29 protein-coding genes are annotated in these 26940 nt (G+C 71.8%); 20 read left to right on the forward strand and 9 right to left on the reverse strand.

Features of this window, described 5'->3' with window-relative positions:
* Positions 1 to 44 precede the first annotated feature (44 nt).
* From H4W81_RS47280 to mctP (H4W81_RS16330), 4 genes are all read left to right on the forward strand, one after another.
* Entirely contained in the window at positions 45 to 239 is a 195-nt protein-coding gene (locus tag H4W81_RS47280; RefSeq protein ID WP_225958657.1) for a DUF3311 domain-containing protein, read from the forward strand.
* Positions 236 to 1852 carry a monocarboxylate uptake permease MctP gene (gene mctP, locus H4W81_RS16320; protein ID WP_192775597.1) on the forward strand — a complete coding sequence of 539 codons (1617 nt, stop codon included), beginning with the start codon at positions 236 to 238 and terminating at the stop codon, positions 1850 to 1852. Before H4W81_RS47280 ends, mctP (H4W81_RS16320) begins: the two co-directional genes overlap by 4 nt.
* A gap of 103 nt (positions 1853 to 1955) precedes the next feature.
* Complete coding sequence (locus H4W81_RS16325) at positions 1956 to 2165, forward strand: DUF3311 domain-containing protein (protein WP_192775598.1); 210 nt, start codon at positions 1956 to 1958, stop codon at positions 2163 to 2165.
* A complete protein-coding gene (gene mctP / locus H4W81_RS16330) occupies positions 2162 to 3778 on the forward strand; it encodes a monocarboxylate uptake permease MctP (protein WP_192775599.1) in 1617 nt (538 codons plus the stop codon). Before H4W81_RS16325 ends, mctP (H4W81_RS16330) begins: the two co-directional genes overlap by 4 nt.
* An 11-nt stretch (positions 3779 to 3789) precedes the next feature.
* On the opposite strand, the gene H4W81_RS49345 is transcribed toward mctP (H4W81_RS16330), so the two are convergent.
* The gene (locus H4W81_RS49345) at positions 3790 to 4611 is read right to left on the reverse strand and encodes an AraC family transcriptional regulator (protein WP_318781761.1); all 822 of its coding nucleotides are present in this window, start codon (positions 4609 to 4611) and stop codon (positions 3790 to 3792) included.
* A gap of 79 nt (positions 4612 to 4690) precedes the next feature.
* Here H4W81_RS49345 and H4W81_RS16340 point away from each other — a divergent pair, with 79 nt between their 5' ends.
* Both H4W81_RS16340 and H4W81_RS16345 read left to right on the forward strand, forming a co-directional pair.
* The gene (locus H4W81_RS16340) at positions 4691 to 5503 is read left to right on the forward strand and encodes a phytanoyl-CoA dioxygenase family protein (RefSeq protein ID WP_192775601.1); all 813 of its coding nucleotides are present in this window, start codon (positions 4691 to 4693) and stop codon (positions 5501 to 5503) included.
* Entirely contained in the window at positions 5500 to 5763 is a 264-nt protein-coding gene (locus H4W81_RS16345; protein WP_192775602.1) for a hypothetical protein, read from the forward strand. Before H4W81_RS16340 ends, H4W81_RS16345 begins: the two co-directional genes overlap by 4 nt.
* 3 nt (positions 5764 to 5766) lie before the next feature.
* Here the strand turns inward: H4W81_RS16345 and H4W81_RS16350 are convergent, their stop codons facing one another.
* Complete coding sequence (locus tag H4W81_RS16350) at positions 5767 to 6102, reverse strand: DUF6285 domain-containing protein (protein WP_192775603.1); 336 nt, start codon at positions 6100 to 6102, stop codon at positions 5767 to 5769.
* Positions 6103 to 6157: 55 nt separating this feature from the next.
* Here H4W81_RS16350 and H4W81_RS16355 point away from each other — a divergent pair, with 55 nt between their 5' ends.
* Positions 6158 to 7342: an acyl-CoA dehydrogenase family protein gene (locus H4W81_RS16355; RefSeq protein ID WP_192775604.1), complete on the forward strand. Its 1185-nt coding sequence runs from the start codon at positions 6158 to 6160 to the stop codon at positions 7340 to 7342.
* On the forward strand, positions 7339 to 8292 hold the full coding sequence (locus tag H4W81_RS16360) for a phosphotransferase family protein (protein WP_192775605.1): 954 nt from the start codon (positions 7339 to 7341) through the stop codon (positions 8290 to 8292). Before H4W81_RS16355 ends, H4W81_RS16360 begins: the two co-directional genes overlap by 4 nt.
* Here the strand turns inward: H4W81_RS16360 and H4W81_RS16365 are convergent.
* Together H4W81_RS16365 and H4W81_RS16370 are read right to left on the reverse strand one after the other, a co-directional pair.
* A complete protein-coding gene (locus H4W81_RS16365; protein WP_192775606.1) occupies positions 8275 to 8859 on the reverse strand; it encodes a TetR/AcrR family transcriptional regulator in 585 nt (194 codons plus the stop codon). The two genes, H4W81_RS16360 and H4W81_RS16365, sit on opposite strands and share 18 nt — an antisense overlap.
* A gap of 27 nt (positions 8860 to 8886) precedes the next feature.
* Complete coding sequence (locus tag H4W81_RS16370) at positions 8887 to 9336, reverse strand: hypothetical protein (protein ID WP_192775607.1); 450 nt, start codon at positions 9334 to 9336, stop codon at positions 8887 to 8889.
* A gap of 96 nt (positions 9337 to 9432) precedes the next feature.
* Here H4W81_RS16370 and H4W81_RS16375 point away from each other — a divergent pair, with 96 nt between their 5' ends.
* From H4W81_RS16375 to H4W81_RS49350, 7 genes are all read left to right on the forward strand, one after another.
* Positions 9433 to 9885, forward strand: a complete 453-nt coding sequence (locus tag H4W81_RS16375; protein WP_318781762.1) for a PaaI family thioesterase — start codon at positions 9433 to 9435, stop codon at positions 9883 to 9885.
* 67 nt (positions 9886 to 9952) lie between these two features.
* On the forward strand, positions 9953 to 11524 hold the full coding sequence (locus H4W81_RS47290; protein WP_318781763.1) for a protein kinase domain-containing protein: 1572 nt from the start codon (positions 9953 to 9955) through the stop codon (positions 11522 to 11524).
* Positions 11521 to 12324, forward strand: coding sequence for a hypothetical protein (locus H4W81_RS16385; protein WP_192775609.1), 804 nt, complete (start codon positions 11521 to 11523; stop codon positions 12322 to 12324). The genes H4W81_RS47290 and H4W81_RS16385 overlap by 4 nt, the downstream gene beginning before the upstream one ends.
* Before the next feature lie 33 nt (positions 12325 to 12357).
* Complete coding sequence (locus tag H4W81_RS16390; RefSeq protein ID WP_192775610.1) at positions 12358 to 13473, forward strand: hypothetical protein; 1116 nt, start codon at positions 12358 to 12360, stop codon at positions 13471 to 13473.
* Positions 13470 to 14918: a hypothetical protein gene (locus H4W81_RS16395; protein ID WP_192775611.1), complete on the forward strand. Its 1449-nt coding sequence runs from the start codon at positions 13470 to 13472 to the stop codon at positions 14916 to 14918. The genes H4W81_RS16390 and H4W81_RS16395 overlap by 4 nt, the downstream gene beginning before the upstream one ends.
* The gene (locus H4W81_RS16400; protein WP_192775612.1) at positions 14915 to 16207 is read left to right on the forward strand and encodes an AAA family ATPase; all 1293 of its coding nucleotides are present in this window, start codon (positions 14915 to 14917) and stop codon (positions 16205 to 16207) included. Before H4W81_RS16395 ends, H4W81_RS16400 begins: the two co-directional genes overlap by 4 nt.
* Before the next feature lie 47 nt (positions 16208 to 16254).
* Positions 16255 to 18273, forward strand: a complete 2019-nt coding sequence (locus tag H4W81_RS49350; RefSeq protein ID WP_192775613.1) for an ATP-binding protein — start codon at positions 16255 to 16257, stop codon at positions 18271 to 18273.
* Here H4W81_RS49350 and H4W81_RS16410 read toward each other — a convergent pair.
* Positions 18270 to 19661: a hypothetical protein gene (locus H4W81_RS16410; RefSeq protein ID WP_192775614.1), complete on the reverse strand. Its 1392-nt coding sequence runs from the start codon at positions 19659 to 19661 to the stop codon at positions 18270 to 18272. The genes H4W81_RS49350 and H4W81_RS16410 overlap by 4 nt on opposite strands.
* Before the next feature lie 44 nt (positions 19662 to 19705).
* A complete protein-coding gene (locus tag H4W81_RS16415) occupies positions 19706 to 20638 on the reverse strand; it encodes a GNAT family N-acetyltransferase (RefSeq protein ID WP_192775615.1) in 933 nt (310 codons plus the stop codon).
* 140 nt (positions 20639 to 20778) lie between these two features.
* Here H4W81_RS16415 and H4W81_RS16420 point away from each other — a divergent pair, with 140 nt between their 5' ends.
* Positions 20779 to 21276, forward strand: coding sequence for a GNAT family N-acetyltransferase (locus tag H4W81_RS16420; RefSeq protein WP_192775616.1), 498 nt, complete (start codon positions 20779 to 20781; stop codon positions 21274 to 21276).
* Between the two features lie 9 nt (positions 21277 to 21285).
* Here H4W81_RS16420 and H4W81_RS16425 read toward each other — a convergent pair whose 3' ends face one another.
* Positions 21286 to 22836 carry an MDR family MFS transporter gene (locus H4W81_RS16425; RefSeq protein WP_318781764.1) on the reverse strand — a complete coding sequence of 517 codons (1551 nt, stop codon included), beginning with the start codon at positions 22834 to 22836 and terminating at the stop codon, positions 21286 to 21288.
* 101 nt (positions 22837 to 22937) lie between these two features.
* Between H4W81_RS16425 and H4W81_RS16430 the strand changes: the two genes are divergently transcribed.
* From H4W81_RS16430 to H4W81_RS16445, 4 genes are read left to right on the forward strand one after another with little or no spacing between them, the layout of a single operon-like run.
* Complete coding sequence (locus H4W81_RS16430; protein ID WP_192775617.1) at positions 22938 to 23495, forward strand: TetR/AcrR family transcriptional regulator; 558 nt, start codon at positions 22938 to 22940, stop codon at positions 23493 to 23495.
* Between the two features lie 28 nt (positions 23496 to 23523).
* A complete protein-coding gene (locus H4W81_RS16435) occupies positions 23524 to 23772 on the forward strand; it encodes a hypothetical protein (RefSeq protein ID WP_192775618.1) in 249 nt (82 codons plus the stop codon).
* Positions 23773 to 23785: 13 nt separating this feature from the next.
* A complete protein-coding gene (locus H4W81_RS16440; RefSeq protein WP_192775619.1) occupies positions 23786 to 24211 on the forward strand; it encodes an ATP-binding protein in 426 nt (141 codons plus the stop codon).
* Positions 24208 to 24399, forward strand: a complete 192-nt coding sequence (locus H4W81_RS16445; RefSeq protein ID WP_192775620.1) for a hypothetical protein — start codon at positions 24208 to 24210, stop codon at positions 24397 to 24399. The genes H4W81_RS16440 and H4W81_RS16445 overlap by 4 nt, the downstream gene beginning before the upstream one ends.
* On the opposite strand, the gene H4W81_RS16450 is transcribed toward H4W81_RS16445, so the two are convergent.
* Both H4W81_RS16450 and H4W81_RS16455 read right to left on the reverse strand, forming a co-directional pair.
* Entirely contained in the window at positions 24390 to 25277 is an 888-nt protein-coding gene (locus H4W81_RS16450; RefSeq protein ID WP_318781765.1) for a Ppx/GppA family phosphatase, read from the reverse strand. The genes H4W81_RS16445 and H4W81_RS16450 overlap by 10 nt on opposite strands.
* A 60-nt stretch (positions 25278 to 25337) precedes the next feature.
* Positions 25338 to 26870 carry a cytochrome P450 family protein gene (locus H4W81_RS16455; protein ID WP_192775622.1) on the reverse strand — a complete coding sequence of 511 codons (1533 nt, stop codon included), beginning with the start codon at positions 26868 to 26870 and terminating at the stop codon, positions 25338 to 25340.
* Positions 26871 to 26940: the final 70 nt, after the last annotated feature.

The following is a 26940-nucleotide window of genomic DNA, read 5'->3' on the forward strand; positions in this document are numbered from 1 at the left end:
ACAGCCGCATAACTAATGTGCCGGGCAACGGAAGGGAGCACGCCTTGCCCGGTAACAATCGCGACCGCAGCCCCTGGTACTGGCTGCTGCTGGTGCCGATCGCCGTCCCCCTGATGACGTTCCTCTACAACGCGACCGAACCCACATTATTCGGCTTCCCGCTGTTCTACTGGCTCCAACTCGCCTTCATCGTCCTCGGCGTCGCCACGACGACCCTCGTCTACCGGATGACGAAATGAACCCCGGCGAGCACGTCACCGAGATCGTCATCTTCACCGTGTTGTTCCTGGTGGTCAGCGGCATGGGCTTCGTGGCCGCGCGCTGGCGCCGGCCCCAGGATCTCGCGTCGCTGAACGAGTGGGGTCTCGGCGGGCGCAACTTCGGCTCGTGGATCACCTGGTTCCTGGTGGGCGGCGACCTCTACACCGCCTACACCTTCGTGGCGGTGCCCGCGCTGCTGTTCGGCGCGGGCGCGACGGGGTTCTTCGCCGTGCCGTACACGGTGATCGTCTACCCGCTGGTGTTCCTGATCCTGATCAGGCTCTGGTCGGTCTCGCACGTGCACAGCCTGGTCACGCCCGCCGACTTCGTGCGGGTGCGGTTCGGCTCGCCGACGCTGGCGCTGCTGGTGGCGATCACCGGCATCGTGGCCACGATGCCCTACATCGCGCTGCAGCTGATCGGCATCGAGGCCGTACTGAAGACGATGGGCATCGCGGGCAGCGGGTTCCTGTCGGACCTGCCGCTGATCATCGCGTTCGTCATCCTGGCCGCCTACACCTACCAGTCGGGGCTGCGGGCGCCGGCGCTGATCGCCTTCGTCAAGGACATCCTGATCTACCTGGTCATCCTCGTCGCGATCATCTACATCCCGGCCAGGCTGGGCGGCTGGGAGGTGATCTTCGGCAGGGCCCAGGAGAAGTTCGCCGCCACGCCCGCGCAAGGCGACGGCATCCTGCTCAACGCCAACAACCAGCTGCAGTACTTCACGCTGGCGCTCGGCTCGGCGCTGGCGCTGTTCCTCTACCCGCACAGCATCACCGGCGTGCTGGCCTCCAAGAACCGCAACGTGATCAAGCGGAACATGTCCGCGCTTCCCGCCTACAGCCTGCTGCTCGGCCTCATCGCGCTGCTCGGCTACATGGCCATTGCGGCGGGCGTGAAGCCGATCGGCACCGACAACAACACGGTCGTGCCCGTGCTGTTCGACCAGATGTTCCCGGACTGGTTCGCCGGGATCGCGTTCGCGGCGGTCGGCATCGGGGCGCTCGTCCCCGCGGCCATCATGTCGATCGCCGCGGCCAACCTGTTCACCCGCAACATCTACCGCGAGTACATCAACCCGCAGGCCACCGACGCCCAGGAGGCGGGCGTCAGCAAGCTCACCTCGCTGGTGGTGAAGGTGGGCGCGGTGCTGTTCATCCTGCTCATCGACCCGCAGTTCTCCATCGACCTGCAGCTCATCGGCGGCGTGATCATCCTGCAGACGCTGCCGTCGGTGGCCATCGGGCTGTTCACGCGGTGGTTCCACAAGGCGGGGCTGATCGCGGGCTGGGTCGCGGGCATGGGCGGCGGGCTCATCCTGCTCTACAACATCTCCAACCCGGCGATCAAGCACGCCCACTTCGGCGGCTCGGCCTTCCCGCTGGCCAAGCTGGGCCTCGACACCAAGATGACGATCTACGCGGGCTTCCTCGCGCTGCTGCTCAACCTGATCGTGGCCGTCGCGGGCACGCTCATCGCGAGGGCGGCGAAGGTGCCCGACGGCCCCGACGGCACCCGCCCCGACCACTTCACCGCGGACGAGGGCGACCCACGGGTCAAGGACCTGGACCTCAGCTCGTCCACATAGTGAGATAACCCAGTTTAGGCCAAACCGTAATGTCTCAGTAATTGGGATTAATACCTCCGGAACGTTAGTGTGCGGTCAACTTACTCACGTTCCGGAGGATCCCTTGACCACCCCCGAATCCGGACAGGACCGGACCGACCGCAGTCCATGGAACTGGCTGCTGTTCGTGCCGATCGTGCTGCCGCTTCTGACGTTCCTGTTCAACGCTGACGAGCCGAGGCTGGCGGGCTTCCCGCTGTTCTACTGGCTCCAGCTGGCCTTCATCGTGGTCGGCGTCGCCTGCACGACGATCGTCTACCGGATGACCAAGTGAGCGGCCAGCACACGACCGAGCTGGTCGTCTTCGTCGCGCTGTTCCTGGTGGTCAGCGGCATGGGCTTCGTCGCCGCCAAGTGGCGCAGGCCCAAGGACATCGAGAGCCTGAACGAGTGGGGTCTCGGGGGCCGCAACTTCGGCACCTGGATCACCTGGTTCCTGGTGGGCGGCGACCTCTACACCGCCTACACCTTCGTGGCCGTCCCCGCCCTGGTCTTCGGCGCGGGAGCGCTCGGGTTCTACGCGCTGCCGTACACGGTGGTGGTCTACCCGCTGGTCTTCCTCGTGCTGGCGCGCATGTGGTCGGTCTCGCACGTGCACGGCTTCGTCACGCCTGCCGACTTCGTGCGGGCCAGGTTCGGCTCGCCGACGCTGGCGCTGCTGGTGGCGATCACCGGCATCGTGGCCACGATGCCCTACATCGCGCTGCAACTGGTCGGCATCGAGGCCGTGCTGAAGGCGATGGGCATCACCGGGCACCTGCCGATCATCATCGCGTTCGCGATCCTGGCGGCCTACACCTACCAGTCGGGCCTGCGCGCGCCCGCGCTGATCGCCTTCGTCAAGGACACGCTGATCTACATCGTGATCCTTGCCGCGGTCATCTACATCCCGGCCAAGCTCGGCGGGTGGGGCAGCATCTTCGACGCGGCGGCGGAGAAGTTCGCCAAGACCCCCGCGCCCGGCGACGGCATCCTGCTCAACGCCAACAACCAGCTGCAGTACATCACGCTGGCCTTCGGCTCGGCCCTGGCGCTGTTCCTCTACCCGCACAGCCTCACCGGCGTGCTGGCCTCCAAGAACCGCAACGTCATCAAGCGGAACATGTCCGCGCTGCCGGCCTACAGCTTCCTGCTCGGCCTCATCGCGCTGCTCGGCTTCATGGCGATCGCGGCGGGCGTGAAGCCCATCGTCAACCCCGAGACCGGCAAGCCCGACGGCAACACGGTCGTGCCCGTGCTGTTCGACCAGATGTTCCCCGACTGGTTCACCGGTGTGGCCTACGCGGCGATCGGCATCGGCGCCCTGGTGCCCGCGGCCATCATGTCCATCGCGGCGGCCAACCTGTTCACCCGCAACATCTACCGGGAGTACCTCAACAAGCAGGCCACCGACGCCCAGGAGGCGAAGGTCTCGAAGCTGGTCTCGCTCGTGGTCAAGGTCGGCGCCGTCCTGTGCATCCTGCTGCTCGACCCGCAGTTCTCCATCGACCTGCAGCTCATCGGCGGCGTGGTCATCCTGCAGACGCTCCCGTCCGTCGCGCTCGGCCTCTACACCCGCTGGTTCCACAAGGGCGGGCTCATCGCGGGCTGGGCGACCGGCCTGGCGGCCGGCATGTGGATGCTCTACCTGATCCCGAACCCGGCCAACGGCAAGCTGCACTTCGGCGGCTCGGCCTTCCCGCTGGCCAACTTCGGCTTCGACACCAAGGCCACCCTGTACGCGGGCGTGATCGCGCTGACGGTCAACCTGGTGGTCGCCGCGGTGGCCACGCTGATCTTCCGCGCGGCCAAGGTCGCCGACGGCGAGGACGCCACGGCCCGCGGCGACTACTTCGCCGACGAGGGCGACCCCAGGGTCAAGGACATCGACCTGTCCGGGGCGCACTGACGAGCCGCCCCCTACGGCTTGGCCGATCCCTCATCGGGGCCTGTCTCCTCTCGGGGAGGCGGGCCCCCGCCGTGTGCCGCTTCGGTCCTGCGCGACCTGATGGCGCGCGGCGAGGCGCCCAGCTCGCGGCGGCAGGCCTTGTTGAACGCCTGCAGGTCGGCGATCCCCACCGCCGCCGCGACGGCCGGAATGGGCAGCGTCGACTCACGCAGCAGGTGGAGCGCCTGCTCCAGGCGGCGGCGCCGGATGTAGCCGACCACGGTGTCGCCGATCTCGGCCCGGAACAGCCTGGTGAGGTGGTTGTGCGAGATCCCCGCCGCCCTGGCGATGGCGGGCACGCTCAGCGGTTCGGCCAGGTTCGACTCGATGTGGGCGATGGCCGCCCCCACGGCGGCGTGCGGGCCGGCCGCCTCCGCCAGGTGCGCGACGCGCCACAGGGCGGCCCACACCTCGGCCGCTGCCATGACGGGCGTTGCGGGCGCCACCGCGACGGCCTGCCGCAGCAGGCTGCCCAGCAGCGGGGTCTCGGCCCCCGCGTCCTGCATGAGCGGCACCGTGCGCTCCGGGCCCCGATCCGGCAGGCGCAGGTGCGCGTACAGGTGCTCGGACCTGCCGTTGTAGAGGTAGCTCACCCGCTCGCCCGGCGGGATCAGGCTGACGTGGCCCGGCCTGATGGCCTGCGTGGTGCCGCCGACGGTGAGCCGGGCGGTGTAGCCATACAGGTGCAGCTGCCAGAGGTCGGGGAGCAGGAACACGTCGCGCCTGTTGCTGACCCCGTGGACGCCCACGCCGACGTTGACGACGACGGGCGGCTCGCCGAGACGAAGCGTCACCCGGTCCATGGTGAGAATCTACCAGTAATGGTGATCAGGACCCACGACTGTGCTGGGATGCCGCCTCTACCGTTGGGGCATGACAACCAGTCATCACCTTCTGTCCTCGGTGCTCACGGCGCGCTTCGTGGCGCGGGGTTTCCTGCGCCTGGACGCCGTCGTGCCGGAGGAGATGAACGCCGAGGCCCTCGACGTGCTCGCCGCGGGAGTGCCCGCCGTGCCGTACGGCACGGCGGTGGGCGACGCCTTCCCCGAGGGGACGTTCGCCCGCCGCCTCGTCGACCTGCCCGCCGTAGCCGGAGCCCTGCGCAGCCTGGTCGGCCCCGACCCGAACGTCGACCACCACGCCGTGCACGTGCGCGAGCCGCACGGTGGCAGCGCCCAGCCGCTGCACGCCGACGCCATCATCGACACCCGCCCCGACGCCTTCGACGTCCAGCTCATGTACTACCCGCACGAGGTGAGCGCCGAGATGGGCGGCACCCTGCTCGTCCCCGGCAGCCACCTGCGACGCACCAACGAGACCGACACCGGCCGCTACCAGAACCTGCTCGGCCAGATCAGTCTGACCTGCCCGGCGGGCACGGTGCTGCTGCTGCACCACGGGATCTGGCACGGCGGGCGGCGCAACGACAGCGACCGCCTGCGGTACATGTTCAAGATCAGGTTCAACCCGACCGTGCCCCAGGTGCTGCTCTGGGACACCGCCGACCTGGCCGACCCCGCGGTCACGGCCGAGCTGTCGGCCCGCATGCCCTGGTACGAGCAGGCCACGGGACGGCTGGAGGTCTACAACAGGGTCGCGCTGTGGCGCGCGATGACCGGCGACGACACCTTCGACATCGACTACTGGAGGACGCGCGTGAGCAACCGCCCCGGGAGGGTCGCATGAGACAGCGCGTCCTGGTCCTGTACCTGGCCACCTCGGCGCTGGACGCCCAGGTCGTCGGCTGGTCCTCCTACGACGGCACCGGCCGGACCGACCCCACCGCCGGCGACGGCGACACACCGCCCTACGAGAGCGGCGTGGCGGCGCTGCGCGACGGCTGGCGGCTGTTCCAGGCCTCCCAGCTGCTCCCGCCCGCGCCTGGGCACGAGTACGACACCTCGTTCCTCAAGCACGAGTTCTTCTTCGAGAAGCTGGAGCCGTGACCGCTACTCGGCGTACGGCGGGTTGGCGACCCGCAGCTTGTCCCTGACGGCCGCCGTCAGCACGCCGAGCAGCTCGTCCTCCTCGAACCTGCCCTCACGGATCGCCCCGGCCAGCTCGGCGTCGTCGGCCACGCCGAGCCGGTCGAGCCGGTCGGCGTGCGCGGCGGCCTGGGAGGGACCGAGCTCGATCTCGCGCTCGACCATGCCGAGCACGTTGACCGCCACCCTGGTGTGGAAGCGCACCCGCCCCTCCACCTCGGGCAGCACGTCCGTCTCCAGGAACTCGCGAACGGCCGCGACCAGCTGCGCTGCCGTGGGCACGTCGTGTGGCGCCGCCATCAGGGACCCCTTCTCACACGTTGACTGAGCAACGATTTTCCGTTGTGATCCTTTCATGAGCTTCGCCGTTCCCGACAGCGTCAGGCCGGTACGCGACGCCGTCCACGCGTTCATGACCGAGCGGGTGGAGCCCGCGGAGCCCGCCCTGCTGGAGGACGACGGCACGCTGCTGCGCGAGCTGCAGCGGGAGGCCAAGAAAGAGGGGCTGTGGGCGCTCGGGCACCCGCGCGAGCTCGGCGGCGGCGGGCTGCCCTTCCTCGACTACGTCTACGTCAACGAGGTGCAGGGCCGCAGCGAGTTCGGCCAGCTGGTGCTGGGCACCTTCACGCTGCAGGACTCCCTGATGCTGCACGAGCACGCCTCTCCCGCCCAGCGGGAGCGTTATCTCGAGCCGCTGGTCGGCGGCGACATCTGGCCGAGCTTCGCGATGACCGAGCCGCTGGTCTCCAGCAGCGATCCGACCCAGCTGAGGACGGCCGCCGTGCTGGACGGCGACGAGTGGGTGATCAACGGGCACAAGTGGTTCACCACTGGCGCGTCGCGGGCGGCGTACACGACCGTCATGTGCAGGACCGAGCCGCAGGACGCGCCGCCGCACCTGGCGTTCTCGATGATCCTGGTGCCGACGGACACGCCCGGCTACACCATCGTGCGGGAGACGCCGGTGCTGGGGCTGTCGGGGGCGCACTGCGAGGTGCGCTACGACGACGTGCGGGTGCCGGCCGCCAACCTGCTCGGTCCGAGAGGCCAGGGATTCGTGATCGCCCAGCGGCGGCTGGGCCCGGGCCGCATCTTCCACTGCATGCGCTGGCTCGGCCAGGCGCAGCGGGCCTTCGACCTCATGTGCGGCAGGCTGCACGCCCGCTCGGCCTTCGGCGAGCCCTTGGCGCGCAAGCAGCTGATGCGCCAGCACGTGTTCGACTCCTACGCCGAGATCCAGTCGGCCAGGCTGCTGACGCTGCACGCGGCGCACGCCATGGACGCGGGCGAGGACGCGCGCGTGGAGATCGGGGCGATCAAGGTGGTGGGCGCGCGGATGCTGCACAACGTGATCGACCGCGCCATCCAGGTGTACGGCGCCGCGGGCCTCACCTCTGACACGCCCCTGGACCGGATGTACCGGCACGCGAGGGCGGGCCGGATCTACGACGGGCCCGACGAGGTCCACGTGGACTCCGTCGGCCGGCGCATCCTCGGCGCCTACGCGGTCGGCGGCAACTGGGAGTTCGGCCTGCGATGATCTCCGCCATCGTCGAGGAGGTGTTCGGGCCCGGATGCGAGATCGCCTCGAGGGCCCGGCTGTCCGGCGGCGCCTCGAGGGAGACCTGGGCGGTGGACGTCGTCGACCGCGACGAGCGGCTGCACCGGCTGGTCGTCCGCCTGTCCCCCGCGCCGGCCGGCCAGGGAACGGCGCCGGGCCTCGGTCAGGGGCTGCTGGAGGAGGCGCGGCTCCTCAGGGCGGCGGCAGCGGCGGGCGTGCCGGTTCCCGAGGTGGTCGCGGCGGCCGAGCCGTACCTGGTGATGGGCAGGGTGGAGGGCGAGACGATCCCGAGGAGGATCCTGCGCGACGACCGCTACGAGCGGGCCAGGCCCCGGCTGGCCGCCCAGTGCGGGACGGCGCTGGCCGCGGTGCACCGGATGCCGCTCGACGCCGTCGCGCAGGGCGAGCCGGAGGATCCGCTCGCCAGGTGGTGCGAGGTGATCGACCTGACCGGGCAGCCGCACCCGGTCTTCGAGCTGGCCTTCCGCAGGCTGGAGCGGACCAGGCCGGACAGCGTGCGGACCACCGTCGTCCACGGCGACTTCCGCAACGGCAACCTGATCGTCGGGCCCGAGGGCGTCAGGGCCGTCCTCGACTGGGAGTTGGCCCACGTGGGCGACCCCGTCGAGGACCTCGGCTGGCTGTGCGTGAAGGCGTGGCGGTTCGGCGCGCAGCCGCCCGTCGGGGGCTTCGGCGAGTACGACGACCTGGTGGCGGCCTATGAACGGGCGTCGGGGCACCGCGTCGACCGGCGGGCGCTGCGCTGGTGGGAGACGTTCGGGGTGCTGAAGTGGGGCGTCATCTGCGTCACCCAGGCCATGCGCCACCTGACGGGCGCGACCAGGTCGGTGGAGCTGGCCGCGATCGGCAGGCGCGTCTGCGAGACCGAGTGGGACCTGCTGGAGGCGCTGTCAGCCGGCCGGCCGTGAGACGAAGGCGGCCACGATCACCTCGACCAGCCCCTCCACCACCTGCTCGCGTCCGACCTCGGGGTGCTCGAGCCACCAGTCGCCCGTCGTCTGCACCATGCCGACGAAGGCGTGGCCGAGGATCTGCGCCCGCACGGGATCGGGTGGCGCCTGCTCGGCCGCCAGCACCGCGCCCAGCTCCTCGCCCAGGCCGCGCACCAGCGCCGTCATGTGGCTGCGCACGCCGGTGTCCTCGGCGCTGGCCCGGTGGAAGAGGAACCGGTAGAGGTTCTGGTTGGCCGAGATGAGGTCGAGGTAGACCTCCACCGCCGCGCGGGCCCGCGCCCTGGGGTCGGTCCTGGTCCTGACGAACTCGGGACGCAGCTGCGAGATGACCCTGCGGACGTGCCGGTCGGCCAGCGCCTGGTACAGGCCGCTCTTGTCGCCGAAATGGCGGTAGAGGATCGGCTTGGTGATCCCCGCCTCCGCGGCGATGGCCGCCATGGACACCTGCGGGCCCTCGCGCAGGATGGCCCGGTCGGCGGCGTCGAGCAGCGCCTTGCGCCGATCGGGGTCCCTACCGTTCACGGGGCCAGGATAGTCCCGCTTCGTTCCTCACCCGCGGAAGGGCGGACGCCATCGCGCGGGCGGCAGCGCGGAGACCGCCAGCAGCCCGCCGAGCACCAGGTACAGGCCCGTCACGCCGGGCAGCAGCCCGGGCGGCTCGGCCGTGGCGGACGCCGGGGCCGTACCGGACCCGAAGGCCGCGCCGGGGAGAACCTCCAGCGGCGGCAGCCCGGCCACGGCCACCGCGGCTGTCTCGGGGGCGGCGGCGAACAGCAGGCCGAGCAGGGTCAGCGGCAGCCCGCACACCAGCGGGGCCAGCGGCGACAGGCGGGAGCCGCAGGCCAGCGCGCCGGTCACGGCGACCGCCGCCGCCAGGCACACCGGCCCGAGCGGGCCGGGCTGCTGCAGCGCGTATCCGGAGCGCAGCCCGGCCGCGCCCGCCTCCGTGAGGTAGAAGACGACTGGCAGCGCCGCCAGTCCGATCACCGCTCCAGTCATATGGCGCACTCTCCGAGGTTAGGGTCGGATCATGAACAGCGGAACGGGTCCAGGAATCCCCCCACGGATCGCGGGCTTTCTCGTCGAGGACCGCACGTGAGCGCGGGCCGTACCGGCATGACGGGGGCGGACTTCCTGCGGAGCATCGCCGACGGCACCGTGGAGTCCTCCCCCCATCTGGCGCACCTGGGGCTGCGGCTGGTCGGGGTCGAGCCCGGCAGGGTCGAGCTGAGCTGGCGGCCGGGGCCCGAGCTCACCAACAGGTCGGGCGTCGTGCACGGCGGCTACATCGCCACGGCGCTCGACGACGCGTGCGGCATGTCGAGCGGCAGCGCGGCCGAGCGGCCCACGCTCCACCTCACGATGAACCTCAACGTCGACTACCTGCGCCCGGTGCGGGCCGGGGAGGTCTACACGGTCGTCGGCACCGTCACCCACCGGGGCAGGACGCGCATCCTGACGCTGGCGACCGTCACCGACGCCGACGGCCGCCTGTGCGCCCAGGCCACCTCGAGCCTCACTCCCAACAGGCTGACCATGCCGGACTGAGGAGATATCCGATCTGTCGGAGCCTGGCGATAGTCTGCCGCACCAGGACCGCGATCGGAGGTGGGCAGTGGCGCCCGAGGTGCCAGGCTACGAGGTGCTCGGGCTGCTGGGCCAGGGCGGTTTCGGCGTCGTCTACCAGGCGCGGCAGCTGGCGGTCGGCCGTGAGGTGGCGCTCAAGGTCGACAGCAGGGTGCTCGTCTCCGAGCGTGACCAGCGGCGGTTCGTGCGCGAGGTCACCTCGGCGGGGGCGCTGTCGGGGCATCCGCACGTCGCGCACGTCTACGACGCGGGGGTGCTGCGCGACGGCCGGCCGTACATGGTGCTGGAGCTGTGCCCCGGCGGGTCGCTGGCCGACCGGATGCGCGCGGGCACGCTGCCCGTCGCCGAGGTGCGCGACATCGGCGTCAGGATCGCCGACGCGCTGGCCGCGGCGCACGCGGCGGGGGTGCTGCACCGTGACGTCAAGCCCGCCAACATCCTGGTCAACCGCTACGGCAACGTCGTGCTGTCCGACTTCGGGCTGGCGACGATGCCGGAGCCCGGCGCCGAGGTGTCGGTGACGCGCGAGTCGCTCACCCCCGCCTACGCGCCGCCCGAGGCGTTCGAGCTGACCGAGCCGACCGCGGCGGGCGACGTCTATTCGCTGTCGGCGACCCTCTACGCGCTGCTGTCGGGGCGTCCGCCGCGCTTTCCGGAGAACGGCGTGGCCAACCTCGCCGTGATCATGGCGCTGCACCGGCGGCCGGTGCCGGAGATCCCCGGTGTGCCGGCCGCCTTCACCGAGGTGCTGAGGCAGGCGCTGGCCAGCGACCCTGGGCGGCGGACCGCGACGGCCGCCGCGTTCCGCGACGCCCTGGCCACCGCCGACCTCTCCGGTACGGCGGCCCCTCCCCCTCCCGCGTACGGCGGCGGCTGGCGCGGGGCCGCTTGGGGCGGGGCGGTTTCCGGCGGGCCAGCTTCGGGCGGGCCAGCTTCGGGCGGGCCAACTTCAGGTAGGCCAGCTTCGGGCGGGGCTGAGTGGGGCGGGGTGGCGACGGGGCCGAAGGCCGCCCAGGGAGGAGCGGGCTGGAGCGCCGCGCAAACCGGCGCCGGGGCCGCCCATGCCGGTGACTGGTCGGCCATGCCCACCGGACCGGGACCCGCCGCCGGATGGCCCGCGGGACAGGCCATGCCCTCGGCCCACAAGGGGCCGACGGGGCACAGCGGGCCCCCGCACACCGGCCCCGCCGGGTACACCGGGCCCGCCGCGCACTTTGGGGCCGCCGCACATCCCGGGGCAGCACACCCCGGCGCCGCCGAGCACCCCGGGGCCGCCGGGCACCTCGGACACGCGGGGCACCTTGGGCACGCGGGGCTCGGGCAGGTCGGTCATTTCGGGCAGGCGGGACCTGCTGGGCAGGCGGGACACCTGTCTTCGGGCCCGGAGGGAGGGCTGGCGGGGCACGCTGGGCATGGTGGCGGATGGCCCGCGGGGCACGGCGACGTGCATGGTGGGGGATGGCCCGCGGGGCACGGCGATGTGCACGCGGCGCCGACCGCCCGGTCCGGCCGGGTCGCCAGGGGGTATGCGGCCGCCTCCGCCCTGTTCTCGGTGATGATCGCCGTCGGGGTCGTGCTGATGCTCATGGAGGGCCGGTGACCGGCGGCGACCTCGACGAGCTCGAACGACGCATCGACCGGCTGCGCGCCGAGGTCCGCGCCGCCGCCAGGGCCAGGGAGCTCGCCCTGGCCCGCGAGCTGCGCGGCCGGCTGCGCAAGGCCGAGCGGGCATGGGACGCCCTGGTCAGCGCCCCTCCCCCGGCCCCGGTGCCGGGCGTCGCCGGGCCCGAGGAAGGCCGCCCCGCGGTGCCGGTGCGCGAGCGCGTCCACCGGGCGCTGACGCTGCTCGGCGTGCCGGCGGCCGGACGGCTGGTGGTGAGCGTGTACGAGGCGTTCTTCGCCGAGCCGCTGCGCAGCTCCCAGCTGACCACGCTCCGGCGCGACGAGGAGCGCACGTTCCGGCGCTCGCCGCACGCCAGGCCCCACTACGTGTGCGCCGCGCTCACCGACAGGCTCACCCCCGCCAGAGGGCTGCTGGCCGTGAGCACGTGGCCGCAGGAGCGCAGGGTGGTGGGCCCGCTGAGCCCGCGCGTCGACTTCCTGGAGGCCACCGTCCAGGTGGCCACGTGCGCGGGACGGCTCGACGACCCCTCGGCGGCGGCGCGGCGGCTGCTGGCCAGGATGGCACGCAACGTGCCCGGCGCGGTGGACGGCTTCGGCGAGCCCGACCCCGAGCGGGTGGTCGGCGCAGCGAGGGCCGAGCTGGCGGTCCACCTCGACGCCGACACGCGGCAACGCGCGGAGCTGGCACAACGCGCCGCCGCACAGCTGGATGAGGCGGCATGGCTGTTCGGCGCGGCTACGCTGAGCGATGTCGTGAGGAAGGGTGCGTGCGCGTGAGCCCGATACGTCAGGCGAGGAGAGCGGAGGCCGATGGCGACCGTCGGTGAGAGGGTGAGCGGGCTTGACTCGTTGCGGGGCACGACCCCCGCCAAGCCCCACGACGCCAGGGCCATCGCCGCCCTGGCGGCCAACCCCGGATGCGCGCGAAGGGCGTTGATGGACGGCGCGGGCGTCGACAAGGACGCCGCGGCCAGGCACCTGGGTTTCCCCGCCCCGTTCGGCCAGTCGCCGTTCGCGATCACCAGGGGCAACGCCTTCGAGGCGCTGGTCAAGGCCGACGGCTGCGCGGAGCTGCTGAGGCTGCTGCGCGACCTGCTGCGCCTGCCGATCGACGAGGTCGCCTACCAGGACGTGCAGAACGTCGGCGCCCACCTGCGGCACGCCCACACCAGGACCCTGTTCGACCGGGCGGCGCGGGGGGAGGGCGGCACGCTCTACGACCACCCGCTGCTCAGCCTGCGGATCGCCGGGCACACCGCCTTCCTGGAGCCCGACGTGGTGGCCTTCCAGCACGGCGGGCGCTTCCACATCGTGGAGATCAAGTCGTTCGCGGTGATCGACGGGCAGGCCGACCCCGCCAGCCTGGCGGCGGCGGCCCGCCAGGCGGCCGTCTACGTGCTGGCCCTGCGCACCCTTCTCGAGGAGCTGGGCCACGACCCGCTGCTGGTCGCGCACGACGTGGTGCTGGTCTGCCCGGAGAACTTCGCCAACCGCCCGATGGCCACCCTGGTCGACGTGCGCAGGCAGCTGGCGGTGCTGAAGCGGCAGCTGGCCAGGATGACCTCGATCGACAGGTTGCTGGCCGAGCTGCCCGAAGGGGTGAGCTTCGACCTGCGGCCCGGCGACGACGGCGTTCCGACCAGGCCCGCGGGCGCGCTGGCCGAGGCGATCCAGCAGGTCGCCGCCCGCTACGCGCCCGACTGCCTGTCCACCTGCGACCTGTGCTTCTTCTGCCGCGACGAGGCCAGGCGCGACGGGTCGTCCGATCTGCTCGGCCGGCAGGTGCGCGACGAGCTGGGCGGGGTGGCGACGGTGGACGAGGCGCTGGCGCTGGCCGACGGTCTCAGGGAGCCCGCGCCCGGCCAGGAGGAGATCGCCCGGCTGCTCCGAGACGCCGAACGGCTGCGCAGGGAGTGCCTGGCGTGAGCATCCTGACCTCGCTGGCCAGGCTGAGGGCGATCAAGGAGGGCGTGGCGCAGCCCACCGCCACGGTCCGCCACTGCCACCTCGGCCGGCGCCCCATGGTCTTCGTCCCGCTCAAGCTCTCCGGCGAGGCGGCCGCGCCGCTGGCGGTGATGCTGGGCACCGACCACGACGCCCCCGAGCTGCTCGTGGTGGCCCAGCCGCGCAACAGGGATCTGCGGTTCGCGTTCACGGCGGAGCTGGCGCGGGTGCTGCTGCCGTACGTGGAGAGCTTTCTCGGCGACAGCGAGACGGTCGAGAAGAAGAACGCCGACCCCTACCAGCGGGCGCTGGACGCGCCGCAGCTGCTGCTGCCCAACCCGTCGGGGGTGGCCTTCACCCGGCTGCTCGGCCGCTCCACGCGCTTCCGCCGTCCTGACGGGCCCTATCCCGTGCCGCCTGAGGTGCCGCTGCTGGGCAGGTGGCTGACCTACTTCGCCGAGCGCGCCGCCTACCCCAGCTCGTCGCTCACGCTGACCGCGACCGAGGAGCTCGGCCGCCACTGGGCCAGCGGGCAGAGCGGTCTCGAGGACGCCAACCTGGCCGCGCTGCTCGGCTGGATCGCCCCTCCGCCGGGGCGCACCGGACCGCAGGCCGCGCAGGAGGCGGAGGATCCGCTGATCTGGCCGCCCGCGGGGCCCGCCACCGACCCCGGCTTCGACGCCGAGGTGCTCGCGCCCGCGATCGAGAGCGGCACGGTGGAGCGCGTCACCGAGGCGCTGCGCACGCAGCTCGCGCCGACGTGGCGGTTGATGTGGCAGGCGGTCGATCTGCTGCGCGCCCTGCCCGAGGGGGCGAGCGTGGCGGGCCGGTGGGAGAGCGACCGCGGCTCGTTCAGCATGATGGCCGAGCAGGTCGCCGAGGGAGCGCCGCCGCAGGCGCGCCGCGACGGCGCGGTCGCGGCGGCCGCCAGGCTGGCCAGGATGGAGCGGGCGCAGGCGGCCTTCGAGGTGCAGCGCGCCTACGACGATCCGCTGGTCATGGCCGAGTACCGCCTGACGGGCGAGGCGTTCGCCGGCGAGGTGATCGAGACCGATCCCGAGCACACCGAGGGCGAGGGCCGCTCGCGCAAGCTGCGCCCGGTCGTCCTGATCAAGACCGACGACCCCGTACGGCTCGCCCCCGGCGCCACGCTGGGCACCCCCGACCGCCGCGGGCAGGCGGCCCAGCTGGTCGACGTCCACGACGGGCTGGTCACCCTGAAGATCACCAAGGGCATGGGCAGGGGCAGGACACCCGCCCCTGGCTCGGTCCCCGAGCCGGGCGAGCGGGTGACCTACACCTCGCTGACCGACGACTTCCAGGGCTCCCCCGCCCTGCCCGACAGGGACGCCACGCCATGGACGCACGGCGGCCCACCGCAGGAGTACGTCCCGACCGACGAGGACGCCCAGGAGGAATGGGCATGAGCAGCCCCGAAGAGGTCATCCAGGCCGTCCTCGCCGACCTGCCGAGGCACCGGGGCGTGGTCGTCGACTCGCCGCCAGGCGCGGGCAAGTCGACGCTGGTCGTGCGGGCCGCGGCGCACCTGGCGGCGACGGGCGAGCCGCTGATGATCGTGGCCCAGACCAACGAGCAGGTCGACGACCTCATCGAGCGCATCGCCGACAAGCATCCCGACCTGAGCGTGGGCCGCCTGTCGGCCTCGGGCTACGTGGCGCCGCTCAGGCTGCTGGAGCTGCCGGGCGTCACGATCGGCACCAGGGTCCAGGACCTCAACGATCCGGCCGTCGTGATCGCGACCGCCGACAAGTGGGCCTGGATCAGCGGCCGCACCTGGCCGTGGGCCATCGTCGACGAGGCCTACCAGATGCGCTCGGACAAACTGCTGCGCATCGCGGGCCTGTTCGAGCGGGCGCTGTTCGTGGGCGATCCCGGCCAGCTCGACCCGTTCTCGATCGTGGAGGCCGACCGGTGGGCCGGCCTGTCGTGGGATCCGGTGCAGAGCGCGGTGTCGGTGCTGCTGCGCCACAACCCCGACCTGCCCGTGCATCGCCTCCCCGTGTCGTGGCGGCTGCCCGCCTCGGCGGCGCCCGTCGTGTCGCGGGCCTTCTACCCGTTCACCGGGTTCAGGGCGGGCACCGGGCCCGGCGACCGCCGGATGGAGCTGACCACCGAGGGCATGGGCACCGTCTACGACCGCACGCTGGAGGAGGCCGCCCGGTCGGGCTGGGCGCTGCTGGAGCTGCCCGCCCGCCACACGGTCCGCACCGACGCCGAGGCCGTCCAGGCGGTGGCGCTGCTGGCGACCAGGTTGCTGCAGCGCGGCGGCGTCGTCCACTCCGAGCGGGGCGAGGCGCCCGTGACGGCCGACCGCATCGCGGTCGGCGCGGCCCATCGCGACCAGGTGGCGGCGATCAGGAACGCGGGGGTGCCGCCGGAGATCACCGTCGACACCGCCAACAGGCTGCAGGGGCGCGAGTACGACGTGACCGTGGTGCTGCACCCGCTGTCGGGGCGCAGGGACGCCACTGCCTTCCACCTGGAGTCGGGACGGCTGTGCGTGCTGGCCTCACGGCACCGGCACGCCTGCGTGGTGGTGGCAAGGGCGGGCATCCCCGAGCTGCTCGACGCCCATCCCTCGGCCGAGACCGTGCAGCTGGGCGTGCCGGTGAAGTTCCCCGACGGGTGGGAAGCCAACCAGTCGGTTCTCGAACACCTCGCAAGGCATCGGATCTCTGCCCGCGACGTGCACTGAGAGTTAGGATCGCCGCACAGAACCCTCCGAGCGTTTCAGGTCCCATCGTGAACTCTTTCGTCGGCCGCTCACGTGAGCTGTCCGAGATCAGGCAGCTGGTGGCCTCCTCTCGCCTCGTGACGCTCACCGGCGTCGGCGGCGTCGGCAAGACCCGGCTGGCGCTGCGCGCGGCCGAGCTGTCAGGGGTGGAGAGCGTGGTGGCGGAGCTGTCGTCGCTGCGCGATCCCGCGCTGCTGTCCGCCCACGTGGCCGCCGCGCTCGATCTGCACGACCAGAGCTCGAGACCGCAGCTCGACGTGCTGGCGGACGTGCTGAAGGAGCGCCGGCTGCTGCTCGTGCTCGACTCGTGCGAGCACCTGGCCGACCACTGCGCGATGCTCACGCAGGTGCTCCTCGCCGCCCCCGACCTGCGGATCCTGGCCACCAGCAGGAGACCGCTCGACGTAAGGGGCGAGCGGGTCTTCCAGGTGCCGCCGCTGCCGCTGCCCGGGCCCGCCGCGCACCGGTCGGAGGCGACGCTGCTGCTGACCGGGCGCGCGCCGGTGCACCTGGACCGCTCCGACGACCCCGTGCTCGCGCAGATCTGCCATCGCCTCGACGGCATCCCGCTGGCCATCGAGCTGGCGGCGATCCAGCTGGGCGCGCTGTCGCCGCGGCGGCTGCTCGACGCGCTCGACGACCGCTTCAGCCTGCTGCGCGGGCACGACCGCTGCGGGCTGCCCCGCCACCAGATGCTGCGCACCACGATCGGCTGGAGCCACGAGCTGTGCGAGCCGGACGAGCGGCTGCTGTGGGCGCGGCTGTCGGTCTTCTCCGGCGGCTTCGACCTGGCCGCCGCCGAGTACGTCTGCGGCGACGAGCGGCTGCCCGCCACCGAGATCGACCTCCTGCTGACCAGGCTGGTGAACCGCTCGCTCCTGACGGCCGAGGGCGAGGGCCGCTACCGGATGATGTCGACGGTCGCCGAGTTCGGCCTCGACTGGCTGCGGGCGCTCGATCAGGAGCGGGAGATCAGGCGCCGGCACCGCGACTTCTACCTGCGCAGGGCGCGCAGGGGCGAGAGCGGCTGGTCGAGCAGGGCGCAGACCGACTGGCACGCCAGGCTCGGCCGCGACCACACCAACCTGCGCGCGGCGCTCGACTTCAGCCTCGCCGACCCCGGCGAGCACGTGGCGGGCCTCGTCCTCGCCGCCACGCTGTGGTACTTCTGGACGGCCTGCGGCCACCTGCGCGAGGGCCGCCACTACCTGGAACGGGCTCTGGAGCTGGTCACCGAGCCCAGCGCGGAACGCACCAAGGCGCTGTGGGTGTGCGGCTGGATCGCCGCGATACAGGGCGACCTCGTGCTCGCCGCCGCCAGGGCGGCCGAGTGTCACGCCGACGCCGAGGCGCAGCGCGACCGCGCGGCCATCGCCTACGCCACCCAGGTGGCGGGCGCGGCGGCGTTCTTCGCGGGCGACGTCGACACCGCGATCCTGCAGTTCACCGCCGCCACCGAGCAACACAGGGCGACCGGCGAACTCCATCCCGGCCTGCTGCTCGGCCTGCCGCAGCTGGCCATGGCACACGTCCTTCGCGGCGACCTCGACAGGGCCCGGGCCGTCCTGCACGAGTGCCTGGCGTTCTGCGACGAGGCGGGCGAGCTGTGGGCGCGCTCCCACGCCTGCTACACGCTCGGCATGGTCGAGTGGGCGGCCGGCGACCTGGCCTCCGCCTGGGCGCACGCCCGCCTGTCTTTGCGGGTCAAGCGCCTCTACCACGACGTCACGGGCACCGTCATGTGCGTGGAGCTGCTGGCGTGGACGGCCGGCGGCAGGGGCGAGCACGCCGAGGCCGCGCGGTTGCTGGGCGCCGCGCAGAACCTCTGGCACACCTTCGGGCTGCCGCTGTTCGGCTCGCCGTTCTTCTCCGCCGAGCACCGCGAGTGCGAGGAGGCCGCCAGGCGGGCGCTCGGCGGCCAGGTCTACGAGGAGCTGACCGCCGAGGGGGCGGCGCTGCCGTACGGCGACGCCGTGTCGTACTGCCTGGGCGAATGGCACGGCCCGGTCAGCTGGGCGAGGGTCTAGGGAGTGGTCCGCCCCCGGGTCCTGCCGAGCCGTCGGACGAGCAGGACGCTCGCCGCCACGACCGCCGCGGCCGAGCAGACCAGGATCGTGCGGACCGCCGGCAGGTACCAGCCGGGCCCCTCGATGACCACCGGGTGCACGGGCTCGTCGGAGTCGCCCATGACGAACGGCGTGTACGAGGCGGCGAACGCCAGGAGGACGAGATACACCATGCCCCAGGTGACCAACGCGGCCTGCGTCCCTGGCGTGCCGGCCCGGCTCCTGACCCTGCGGGCCAGCACGGTCAGGCCCACGACGGCGACGGCGAACAGCACGGCGTAGGCCCGGACGCCGCTCGCCGCTGTTTCGAGGAACCAATCGCCCGTGGCCACGTCTCCGGCGGTCTCCTCCCCCCTGAGCCCGGCTTCCTCGTGCGCGATGCGCCGTGCCTGGTCGATGCCCACGACGCTGAGCAGGGTGATGACCGGCCCGGCCCAGATCGAGGCGGCGACCAGCACGGCGGGCGCGCGGCCGTCCGCCCGTGCCGCGGCCGGCTCGGCCGCCAGCCGGACCATTCCCGCCAGCAGCGGCACGACGAAGAAGGCGGCGATGACAAAGGCCGGCATCAGCCGGCCCGTGTAGGTGCTGACCAAGACGATCGCCGACACGAGGGCGGGGAAGGCGATGGCCCCTCCCACGACCAGCACGCCTTTCGACCCGCCCCGCCGTCCCGTCACCTTGGCGAGCACCGCAAGTCCTGCGGCGACCAGCGCGGCGAGCGTCACCACGATGAGGGGCGGCTCCGACACGTAGATGTCCAGCAGGTGCTCGGCCACCAGGTACCACGTGTAGGTCCCCGCTGCGAGCGCCGCGATGCCGAGCGCGCTGGTCGTGAGAGCCCGCCGGGTGAAGGCGTCGGCCACGCCGGAGCCTGCGTGCGGGGGGATCGCCCACAGGCCCAGGACGTACGACAGCGCGGCGAGGCCGAAGAGCGTGACAATGGGCCGGACGTACCAGTACGCCCCGGCCTCGACGGCGTTCAGGAAGATCACTATCGCGCCGAACAGCGAGAAGCCGATCAGGCAGGCACCGACCAGCGCCGCCAGCAGCGAACCCAGCGGCCTGCCCCGGTAGACGAGCACGGCAGCGACGGCCATGAAAGGTACTGCGGCACCGCAGAACAGGGCGCCCACGAACACCGTCATCGCGGCAGGGCTACTGGGAGCGAACAACACGGTCTTGAGGATCGGGACCACTGTGATCCCATCCCTCAGCACCGAGGCCGGGGCCATCTCGCCGAGCTCCTGCCGGGGGTCCTGCGACAGCACGGCCAGGTCGAGTCCGGTGATGAAGGCGCAACAGATGCCGACGGACAAGAACAGGACGGCCGCCACGGCATGCTTTCTCATGGCCGCTTAGACGTCGCGAGACGTTCCCCAGTTTCGCGGCGGAGCTAGATCCGCCTGCGCCAGACGTCGATCACCAGGACCGGCCGCATGCCCGCCGAGGTGTACAGGCCGAGCGCGGGTGTGGTGTTGTTGGCGTCGACCTGGAGCAGGGTGCCACGCCGTCCCCGTGCGGCGTCGGCGGCGAAGGCCGAGCGCAGCAGCAGGCGGCCGAGGCCGCGCCCGCGGTAGGCGGGCAGGGTGGCGAGGCTGAGGACGTAGCCGCGGTTCTCGTCGGCGGCGAAGTGGTTGGTGCCCAGCAGCATCGCGGCGGGCTCGCCATCGACCTTCGCGAGCGTGAGCTGCGACCAGTCGGTGGCCGCCGAGGCCTGCCTGCGGGCCAGCCACTCCTCGTACGGCAGGGGCACGAACCCGAAGTGGTCGGCGAACCCCTCCTGCTGGACGCGGTGCGCCTCCCGCCTGAGCTCGTCGGTGTCGGCGGTGTGCAGGGTGACGCCCTCGGGCGGCTCGGGCGCCTCGACCGGCCCCTCGAAGTCGATGCCGAGCCGGTGGAAGCTGGTGGCGGGCTCGAATCCGAGCCCCTTGACGACGGCCTGCCTGGCCTCGTCGGCGCGGTAGAGGCCGATGTCGAGCGTGGCGCCCTCGTGGCCGCGCTCGGCGGCGATCTCGCGGGAGCGTTCCAGGACCGCCGACCAGAGCCACTCGCCGACGCCGTCGTTCACGCCCGGCCTGACGATCACCTCGACGTCGAGGTGGTCGCTGTCGCCCTTGGGCATGGCCCAGGCCCACCCGTCGAGCCTGCCTTCGGCGTTTTCGACCAGCCATGCGTCCTTGGCGGTGTCGAGCTCGCCGAGCTCGTCGGCGATGTCGTCGGGGGTCAGGTCGGGGACGCCGATGACGTGGATGTCGTGGGCGGCGACGAGGTCGTAGACGGCGGCGGCGTCCGCCTGGCCCGGACGGCGAACGGTGTGGTGATCCATGGGGACGATTGTCCCTATTTCCGGCGCCGAGCGCCTCTGGTTTTACTCATGAGAAACGTGCGAGGGAGACCGCCGGAACCACCAGGTCAGACGCATGGAGGAGGTCCGTTTCGCACGTTTCTCATGAGTAGGGTGGGCGGATGATGATCCGTTCCGCCACCGCCGCCGACCTGGCCGCGGTCGCCGCCATCTATGCCCACTACGTCGCCACCAGCGTGGCCACCTTCGACGAGGTCGCACCGGAGGCCGCCTTCTGGTCCGGTCGCCTGAGAGAGCTGGACGAGCGGGGTCTGCCGTTCCTGGTGGCCGAGGAGGAGGGCGAGGTGGCCGGCTACGCCTTGGCGAGCCAGTGGCGGCCCAAGCCGGCCTACCGCCACACCGTGGAGGACTCGATCTACCTGGCGCCCGGCCGGACGGGCAGGGGGCTGGGGAGGGCGCTGCTGGGCGAGTTGCTGCCGCGCTGCGCGAAGGGCGGGATACGCCAGGTGGTGGCGGTGATCGCGGACACCGGCGAGCCCGGCTCGGCCGCGCTGCACCGCGCGTTCGGCTTCGAGGCCGCGGGACGCCTGAAGGGGGTCGGCTTCAAGCTGGGCCGCTGGGTCGACACCGAGCTGATGCAGCTCGACCTCACCAGGTGACGGCGGGCCTCAGTCGGCGACCGCCACCTCGAGCTTCGCCTCCTCGCCTGGGCCGCCGCGCAGCGGGATCTCCTTGATGAAGGCGGCCAGCACCGGCACCACCACCGCGAAGAGGATCGCCCACCAGAAGATGCCCGCGATGGCGTCGGCCAGTGCCGTGAGGAAGCCGGTGCGCACCTGCGGCGGCAGGTGGCCGAGGGCGGCGGCGTCCATCCGGCCGCCCGAGGCGACGACCTGGTCGGCCACCCGCGCGCCGAACCTGTCCGTCAGGCCCGACAGCAGCTGGTTGTTGAAGATCGCGCCGAACAGCGAGACGCCGAACGAGCCGCCGATGGAGCGGAAGAAAGTGGAGGTGCTGCTGGCCACGCCGAGATCCCGCTGTTCGACGCTGTTCTGCGCGATCAGCATCGTGGTCTGCATGAGGAAGCCCATGCCGAGGCCGAGGACGGCGATGAACAGGCCGGTCTGCCACGAAGGGGTGTCCACGCCCATGAGTGACAGCAGGAACATGCCCACCGCCATGACCACGCCGCCGAGCACCGGGTAGAGCTTGTACCTGCCGGTCCTGGTGATGGCCCGGCCGACGAACAGCGACACGACCATCGCCGCGCCCATCATCGGCAGGAGCAGCAGGCCCGAGTTGGTCGCCGAGGCGCCCTGGACGGTCTGCTGGTAGAGCGGCAGGAAGTTGATGGCGCCGAACATCGCGAAGCCGAGCAGGAAGCCGACGGCCGAGATCAGCGCGAAGTTGCGGTTGCGGAACAGCTGCAGCGGCATGATCGGCTCGGCGGCGCGGCGCTCGACGGGGATGAAGGCGGCGATGCTCACGATCGCCAGCGCGGTGAGGCCGAGGATCTGCGGCGAGGTCCAGTCGTACTCGTTGCCGCCCCAGGTGGTGATGAGCACCAGCGCGGTGATGCCGATCGACAGCAGGGCCGCGCCGAGCCAGTCGATGCGGGCCTCGCTGCGGTGCTTGGGCAGCTTGAGCTTGACCGCCAGCAGCGCCAGGGCGACCGCGCCGACGGGCAGGTTCACGTAGAAGGCCCAGCGCCAGTCGAGGTGGTCGGTGATGAAACCGCCGACCAGGGGTCCCGCGATCATCGCCAGCGACATGACCCCCGCCATGATGCCCTGGTACTGGCCGCGCTCGCGGGGCGGGACCAGGTCGCCGATGATGGCCATCGCGTTGACCATGAGGCCGCCCGCGCCGAGGCCCTGGAGCGCGCGGAAGGCGATGAGCTCGCCCATGCCGTCCGAGGGGCCGCCGAGCAGGTCCGAGCCGGCCATGCCGCAGAGCACCGAGCCGACCATGAAGATCACGATCGAGCCCATGAAGATGTTCTTGCGTCCGTACAGGTCGCCGATCTTCCCCCAGATCGGCGTCGAGACGGTCGTTCCCAGGACGTAGGCGGTCACCACCCACGACAGGTGGGTCAGGCCCCCCAGCTCCTCGACGATGCGGGGCATGGCGGTGCCCACGATCATGTTGTCGAGCATCGCCAGCACCATGGCGGCCATCAGGCCCGGCAGGACCGCCATGACCTCGCGCCGTCGCTCCACCGATCCACTCCCCGATCTTCGCGGTGCCCCTTACTTGCCGACCGGCAAGCACCCGCTAAGCTAAAGTCTTACTTGCCGGCCGTCAAGTCAGAAGGACCGTTATGCGAGACGACACCCGGGCGAAGATCCAGGAGATCGCGCTCAGGCTCTTCACCGAGCAGGGCTACGAGGCGACGTCCCTGCGCGAGATCGCCGAGGAGCTCGGCGTCACCAAGGCGGCCCTCTACTACCACTTCAAGACCAAGGACGACATCGTCGCCAGCCTGGCCGAGATGCGGGTCGCCGAGACGGACGAGCTCCTGAGCTGGGCGCGCTCGCAGCCGAAGACCGCCGAGACCCGCAGGGAGCTCGTCAGCCGCTACGCCGCGCAGCTCGAGCGGTCGCGCCACCAGGAGATCACCCGCTTCCTCGAGCGCAACCAGACCGCGCTGCGCGACCATCCGACGATCCACCGAATGCGCGAACGGATGATCGAGGTCAGCGACGAGCTCAGCTCGCCCGACGACCCCCTCGACGTGAAGCTGCGCGGCTCCATCGCGCTGTTCACCCTCCACGCCGGGATGTGGCTGACCCAGCACTACGACGTCACCGACGACGAGCGGCGGGCGACCGCCAAGAAGGTGGCGCTGGAGATCCTCGAAGGCCACTGCGACGATTGAGGCGTCCCATCCGGGGCACGGGCATGCCATGACCGAGAAGAAGGAGACAGAACACGTCAAGGAGCTCATCGACGCCCTCTACACGGGCCAGGAACGGCTCAGCCGCCTGGAGATCAACGAACGCATGACCGCCGCGGACCTCCCCGCCGACCTGATGGCGTACTTCGACCGTCTGCCGGACGGTGACTACGAGCAGGAAGAGCTCGTCGAGACCCTGAACCAGATGATTCTGGACAGGGGTGAGGAACGCGCGGTCGGCCAGATCCCAGAGATCTAGGGAGGGGTTCGCCGTGGAGGCGACCATCGCACTGCGCCTGCCCAGGGACGCCGCCAGCGTTCCGGTGATCAGGCAGACGCTCGACGGCACCCTGCGTTCGCTCGGCGTCGTGCCGACGATCAGGGACGACATCGAGCTCATGCTCTCCGAGGCGTGCGCCAACGTGATCAAACACGCCGTGCCGAGCGACGACTACACGGTGAGCGCGGGCGTCTACAACGACCGCTGCGTGATCAGAGTGATCGACACCGGCGCGGGGTTCGACCCGCACCAGGTGCGCGAGCCGGCGCCGGGCTCCGAGCACGGGCGCGGCCTGCAGATCATGCGGGCCCTCGCGGACGACGTCCGCTTCACCCATCGCAGGGAACGCGGCACGATCGTCAGCCTGGAGAAGAGGCTGCGCTTCGTCGAGGTTCCCGCGCCGACAGAGCGGCCATGACCGCGAGGGCCGCCAGGACGATGAGGGAGATGGTGATCAGGGCGAGCACGACGAGCCCGCAGACGATCGCCAGCGAGATGGCCAGGCTGAGCAGCGTCCAGATCATGGATCGTGCGCTGCCCGGTTCCTGGCGTCTCATGCAGCTTTCAAGTGAATTGTCGCGTCCAGGCGAGCGCCCTCAGCCCTGAGGGCCGGTCATCAGGTCGAGGCGCCGCAGGATGACACCCTCACGCAGCGCCCAGGGGCACACGTCGAGCTCGCCGATCTCGAACAGGTCCATGATCGCGTCGGCCACGATCGCGCCCGCGGCCAGCTGGGCCGCGCGCCCTTCGGACACACCCGGCAGCGCGGCCCGCTCCCCGGTGCTCATCCTGGTCAACTTGACCGCCCACTCGGCCAGGTCCGCCCTGGTGAGCGAGCGCGAGACGTAGAGGCCGTCGTTGGAGGGCCTGGCCCCCGCGATCCTGGCCAGCTGCTTGAAGGTCTTGGAGGTGGCGACGGCGCAGTGCGGGCCGCCGTACCTGACCACGCCGCCAACCGTGCGGGCGATCTCGGCGCGCACGTGCTTGCGCAGCTTGCGCACCTCGTCGGCGGGGGGCGGGTCGGCGGTGAACCAGTCGCGGGTGAGCCTTCCCGCGCCCAGCGGCAGCGAGATCGCCACGTCGGGCTCCTCGTCCATGCCCGCCGCGATCTCCAGCGAGCCGCCTCCTATGTCGAGGGTCAGCAGCCGCCCCGACGACCAGCCGAACCAGCGGCGGGCGGCCAGGAAGGTCAGCCTGGCCTCGTCGCGGCCCGACAGCACCTGGATGTCCACCCCGCAGCGGGCGTTGATCTCGGCGAGCACCTGCTCGCCGTTGGCCGCCTCCCGCACCGCGGAGGTGGCGAAGGCCATGAACTCCTCCACGCCCTTGTCCTCGGCGATCTGCAGCGCCTCGGTGACGAACTCCCCCAGCCGCGCGATGCCCCGCGCGGACAGGCGGTTGCCGGCATCCAGGTGCTCCGACAGGCGCAGCTCCTCCTTGTGGGAGAAGGCGGGGATCGGCCTTGCCCCTCTATGCGCGTCCACCACCAGAAGGTGGACGGTATTGGACCCTATGTCCAGAACGCCTAGTCGCATGGGCGAACGTTATCGTTCGCGCGGCCGTACGGCGAAGCGGAGCCCGAAGTGGTCGAGCGGCGAGCGCCGGATGATCGCGCCGACCTCCCTGTCGCGCAGGATGGCGCCGAGTACCTCCGTGGCCGTCAGCAGCACGAGATCCTCTCCCGGGCAGCCGGCCGGGCCGTCGCTGAACGGCACCTCGTCGGTGAACGACGTGATGACGGCCACGACGCTGCCCTCGGGCAGGGTGACCCCTCGCCACCGGGTCGGCGCGGTGGTGTCGCGCAGGATCGCCAGCGTGGTCGGCCACCTGTGCAGCGACTCGAGCACCGCGGCGCGCAGGTGCTCGGGATCGTGCGGCCCCGCATGGACGGCCAGCAGCGCCAGGGCCCGCCAGGTCGCGATCGCGGCCGAGTCGTAGGCGAACAGCCAGTGCGGGACCTGCCCCTCGGGGTGCACCGCGGGGTCGGCGCGGGTCTGGGCCAGCACGCGGGCCAGGCTGCCCGCCTCGGCCCTGCGCAGGTGCCGCTCGATCCGCCGCTGGAAGGCCACCCGCACGTCGGTCTTGCGGGCGCGCAGGTAGAACCAGTTGGCGTCGGCGCGCAGCCGGTTCAGCAGCCGGGTGACCGCCTCGTCGTCGCGGGCCGGGTCGCCGAGCACGATGCGGCGGGCCATCCGCCAGTGCGCCTCGTTGAAGCGGCTCCAGGTCAGCACGCCGTCGGTGGGCAGCGTCGCCATCTCCTCGGCGGCCTTCCTTCGGATCTCCGCCGCGATCGGCTCGGGCCGCAGCACCTCCTCGTTGAAGGTCCTGCGCCGGGCGCGCAGCTCCGGGTCCCTGGTGATGAGCAGCGAGTCGGGCTGGAAGTGGCCCAGCGCCCCTCTCTTCTCCTTGTTGGCGGGGGTGAACTCGGCGCCGTGCAGCACGCGGCGCACGTCCGCCTCCTTGACCGGGATCACCGCCCAGCCGCGCAGCGGGATCCTGATCAACAGCGGCCCGCCGTCGTGCCTGTCGCGCAGCCGGGCCAGCAGCCGGTTGGCCCGCGTGTCGGCCTTGATGAGCGCGGCCAGCCGCACGCCGAGCCGCCGCCGCACGACCGCGCCCTGGGCCATGATCGGCAGGGCCACTTGCACGCCCAGCCGCAGCGCCTCCCACGGCGAGACCATTCCGGCCACCCGTCCGCGCCGCCATCGCAGCGGCCTGGTGGGGCGCAGCGCGGGGTGGTGGTTGCGCTCGGGGTCGAAGGCGGGCATGCCCAGCGCGGGGTCGCGCAGGCGCAGCAGCGCGATCCTGCGCTCGTCCGCCTTGATCGCGAACACCCCCTCGGAGAGGCGGTGGGCGGTCAGCCGGACTCTGCCGTGACGGTGCCGGTACCCGCCCGGAAGCACCAGATCGAGGTCGCGGCCGTCGCCGCCGTCGAGGATCCGCACCAGCGACCTCTGGCCGGCCAGCCGTACGACGGCCTCACGCGGCCCGCCGTCGAGCGCGGGCACACCGAGCGGCGGGTGCTCCACGACCTCCAGGGTCGCGGTGTACAGGTCGCCCTGGGTGATTGTCGGCATGCGGTTGCGACTACCCTTCCTGATGGTCATGACACTCGGAGGGGCACGCGGCTGCCGACCGAGGCCGCAT

This window comes from Nonomuraea africana (assembly GCF_014873535.1).
Taxonomy (GTDB): Bacteria; Actinomycetota; Actinomycetes; order Streptosporangiales; family Streptosporangiaceae; genus Nonomuraea; species Nonomuraea africana.

What these genes read in the sequence shown, in the direction of transcription:
- mctP (WP_192775597.1), top strand. Translation starts at nt 236, where the DNA reads ATGAACCCCGGCGAGCACGTCACCGAGATCGTCATCTTCACCGTGTTG.
- H4W81_RS16340 (WP_192775601.1), top strand. Translation starts at nt 4,691, where the DNA reads ATGACAACCAGTCATCACCTTCTGTCCTCGGTGCTCACGGCGCGCTTC.
- H4W81_RS16345 (WP_192775602.1), top strand. Translation starts at nt 5,500, where the DNA reads ATGAGACAGCGCGTCCTGGTCCTGTACCTGGCCACCTCGGCGCTGGAC.
- H4W81_RS16350 (WP_192775603.1), bottom strand. Translation starts at nt 6,102, where the DNA reads ATGGCGGCGCCACACGACGTGCCCACGGCAGCGCAGCTGGTCGCGGCC.
- H4W81_RS16355 (WP_192775604.1), top strand. Translation starts at nt 6,158, where the DNA reads ATGAGCTTCGCCGTTCCCGACAGCGTCAGGCCGGTACGCGACGCCGTC.
- H4W81_RS16360 (WP_192775605.1), top strand. Translation starts at nt 7,339, where the DNA reads ATGATCTCCGCCATCGTCGAGGAGGTGTTCGGGCCCGGATGCGAGATC.
- H4W81_RS16370 (WP_192775607.1), bottom strand. Translation starts at nt 9,336, where the DNA reads ATGACTGGAGCGGTGATCGGACTGGCGGCGCTGCCAGTCGTCTTCTAC.
- H4W81_RS16390 (WP_192775610.1), top strand. Translation starts at nt 12,358, where the DNA reads ATGGCGACCGTCGGTGAGAGGGTGAGCGGGCTTGACTCGTTGCGGGGC.
- H4W81_RS16400 (WP_192775612.1), top strand. Translation starts at nt 14,915, where the DNA reads ATGAGCAGCCCCGAAGAGGTCATCCAGGCCGTCCTCGCCGACCTGCCG.
- H4W81_RS16410 (WP_192775614.1), bottom strand. Translation starts at nt 19,661, where the DNA reads ATGAGAAAGCATGCCGTGGCGGCCGTCCTGTTCTTGTCCGTCGGCATC.
- H4W81_RS16415 (WP_192775615.1), bottom strand. Translation starts at nt 20,638, where the DNA reads ATGGATCACCACACCGTTCGCCGTCCGGGCCAGGCGGACGCCGCCGCC.
- H4W81_RS16420 (WP_192775616.1), top strand. Translation starts at nt 20,779, where the DNA reads ATGATGATCCGTTCCGCCACCGCCGCCGACCTGGCCGCGGTCGCCGCC.
- H4W81_RS16430 (WP_192775617.1), top strand. Translation starts at nt 22,938, where the DNA reads ATGCGAGACGACACCCGGGCGAAGATCCAGGAGATCGCGCTCAGGCTC.
- H4W81_RS16435 (WP_192775618.1), top strand. Translation starts at nt 23,524, where the DNA reads ATGACCGAGAAGAAGGAGACAGAACACGTCAAGGAGCTCATCGACGCC.
- H4W81_RS16445 (WP_192775620.1), top strand. Translation starts at nt 24,208, where the DNA reads ATGACCGCGAGGGCCGCCAGGACGATGAGGGAGATGGTGATCAGGGCG.
- H4W81_RS16455 (WP_192775622.1), bottom strand. Translation starts at nt 26,870, where the DNA reads ATGCCGACAATCACCCAGGGCGACCTGTACACCGCGACCCTGGAGGTC.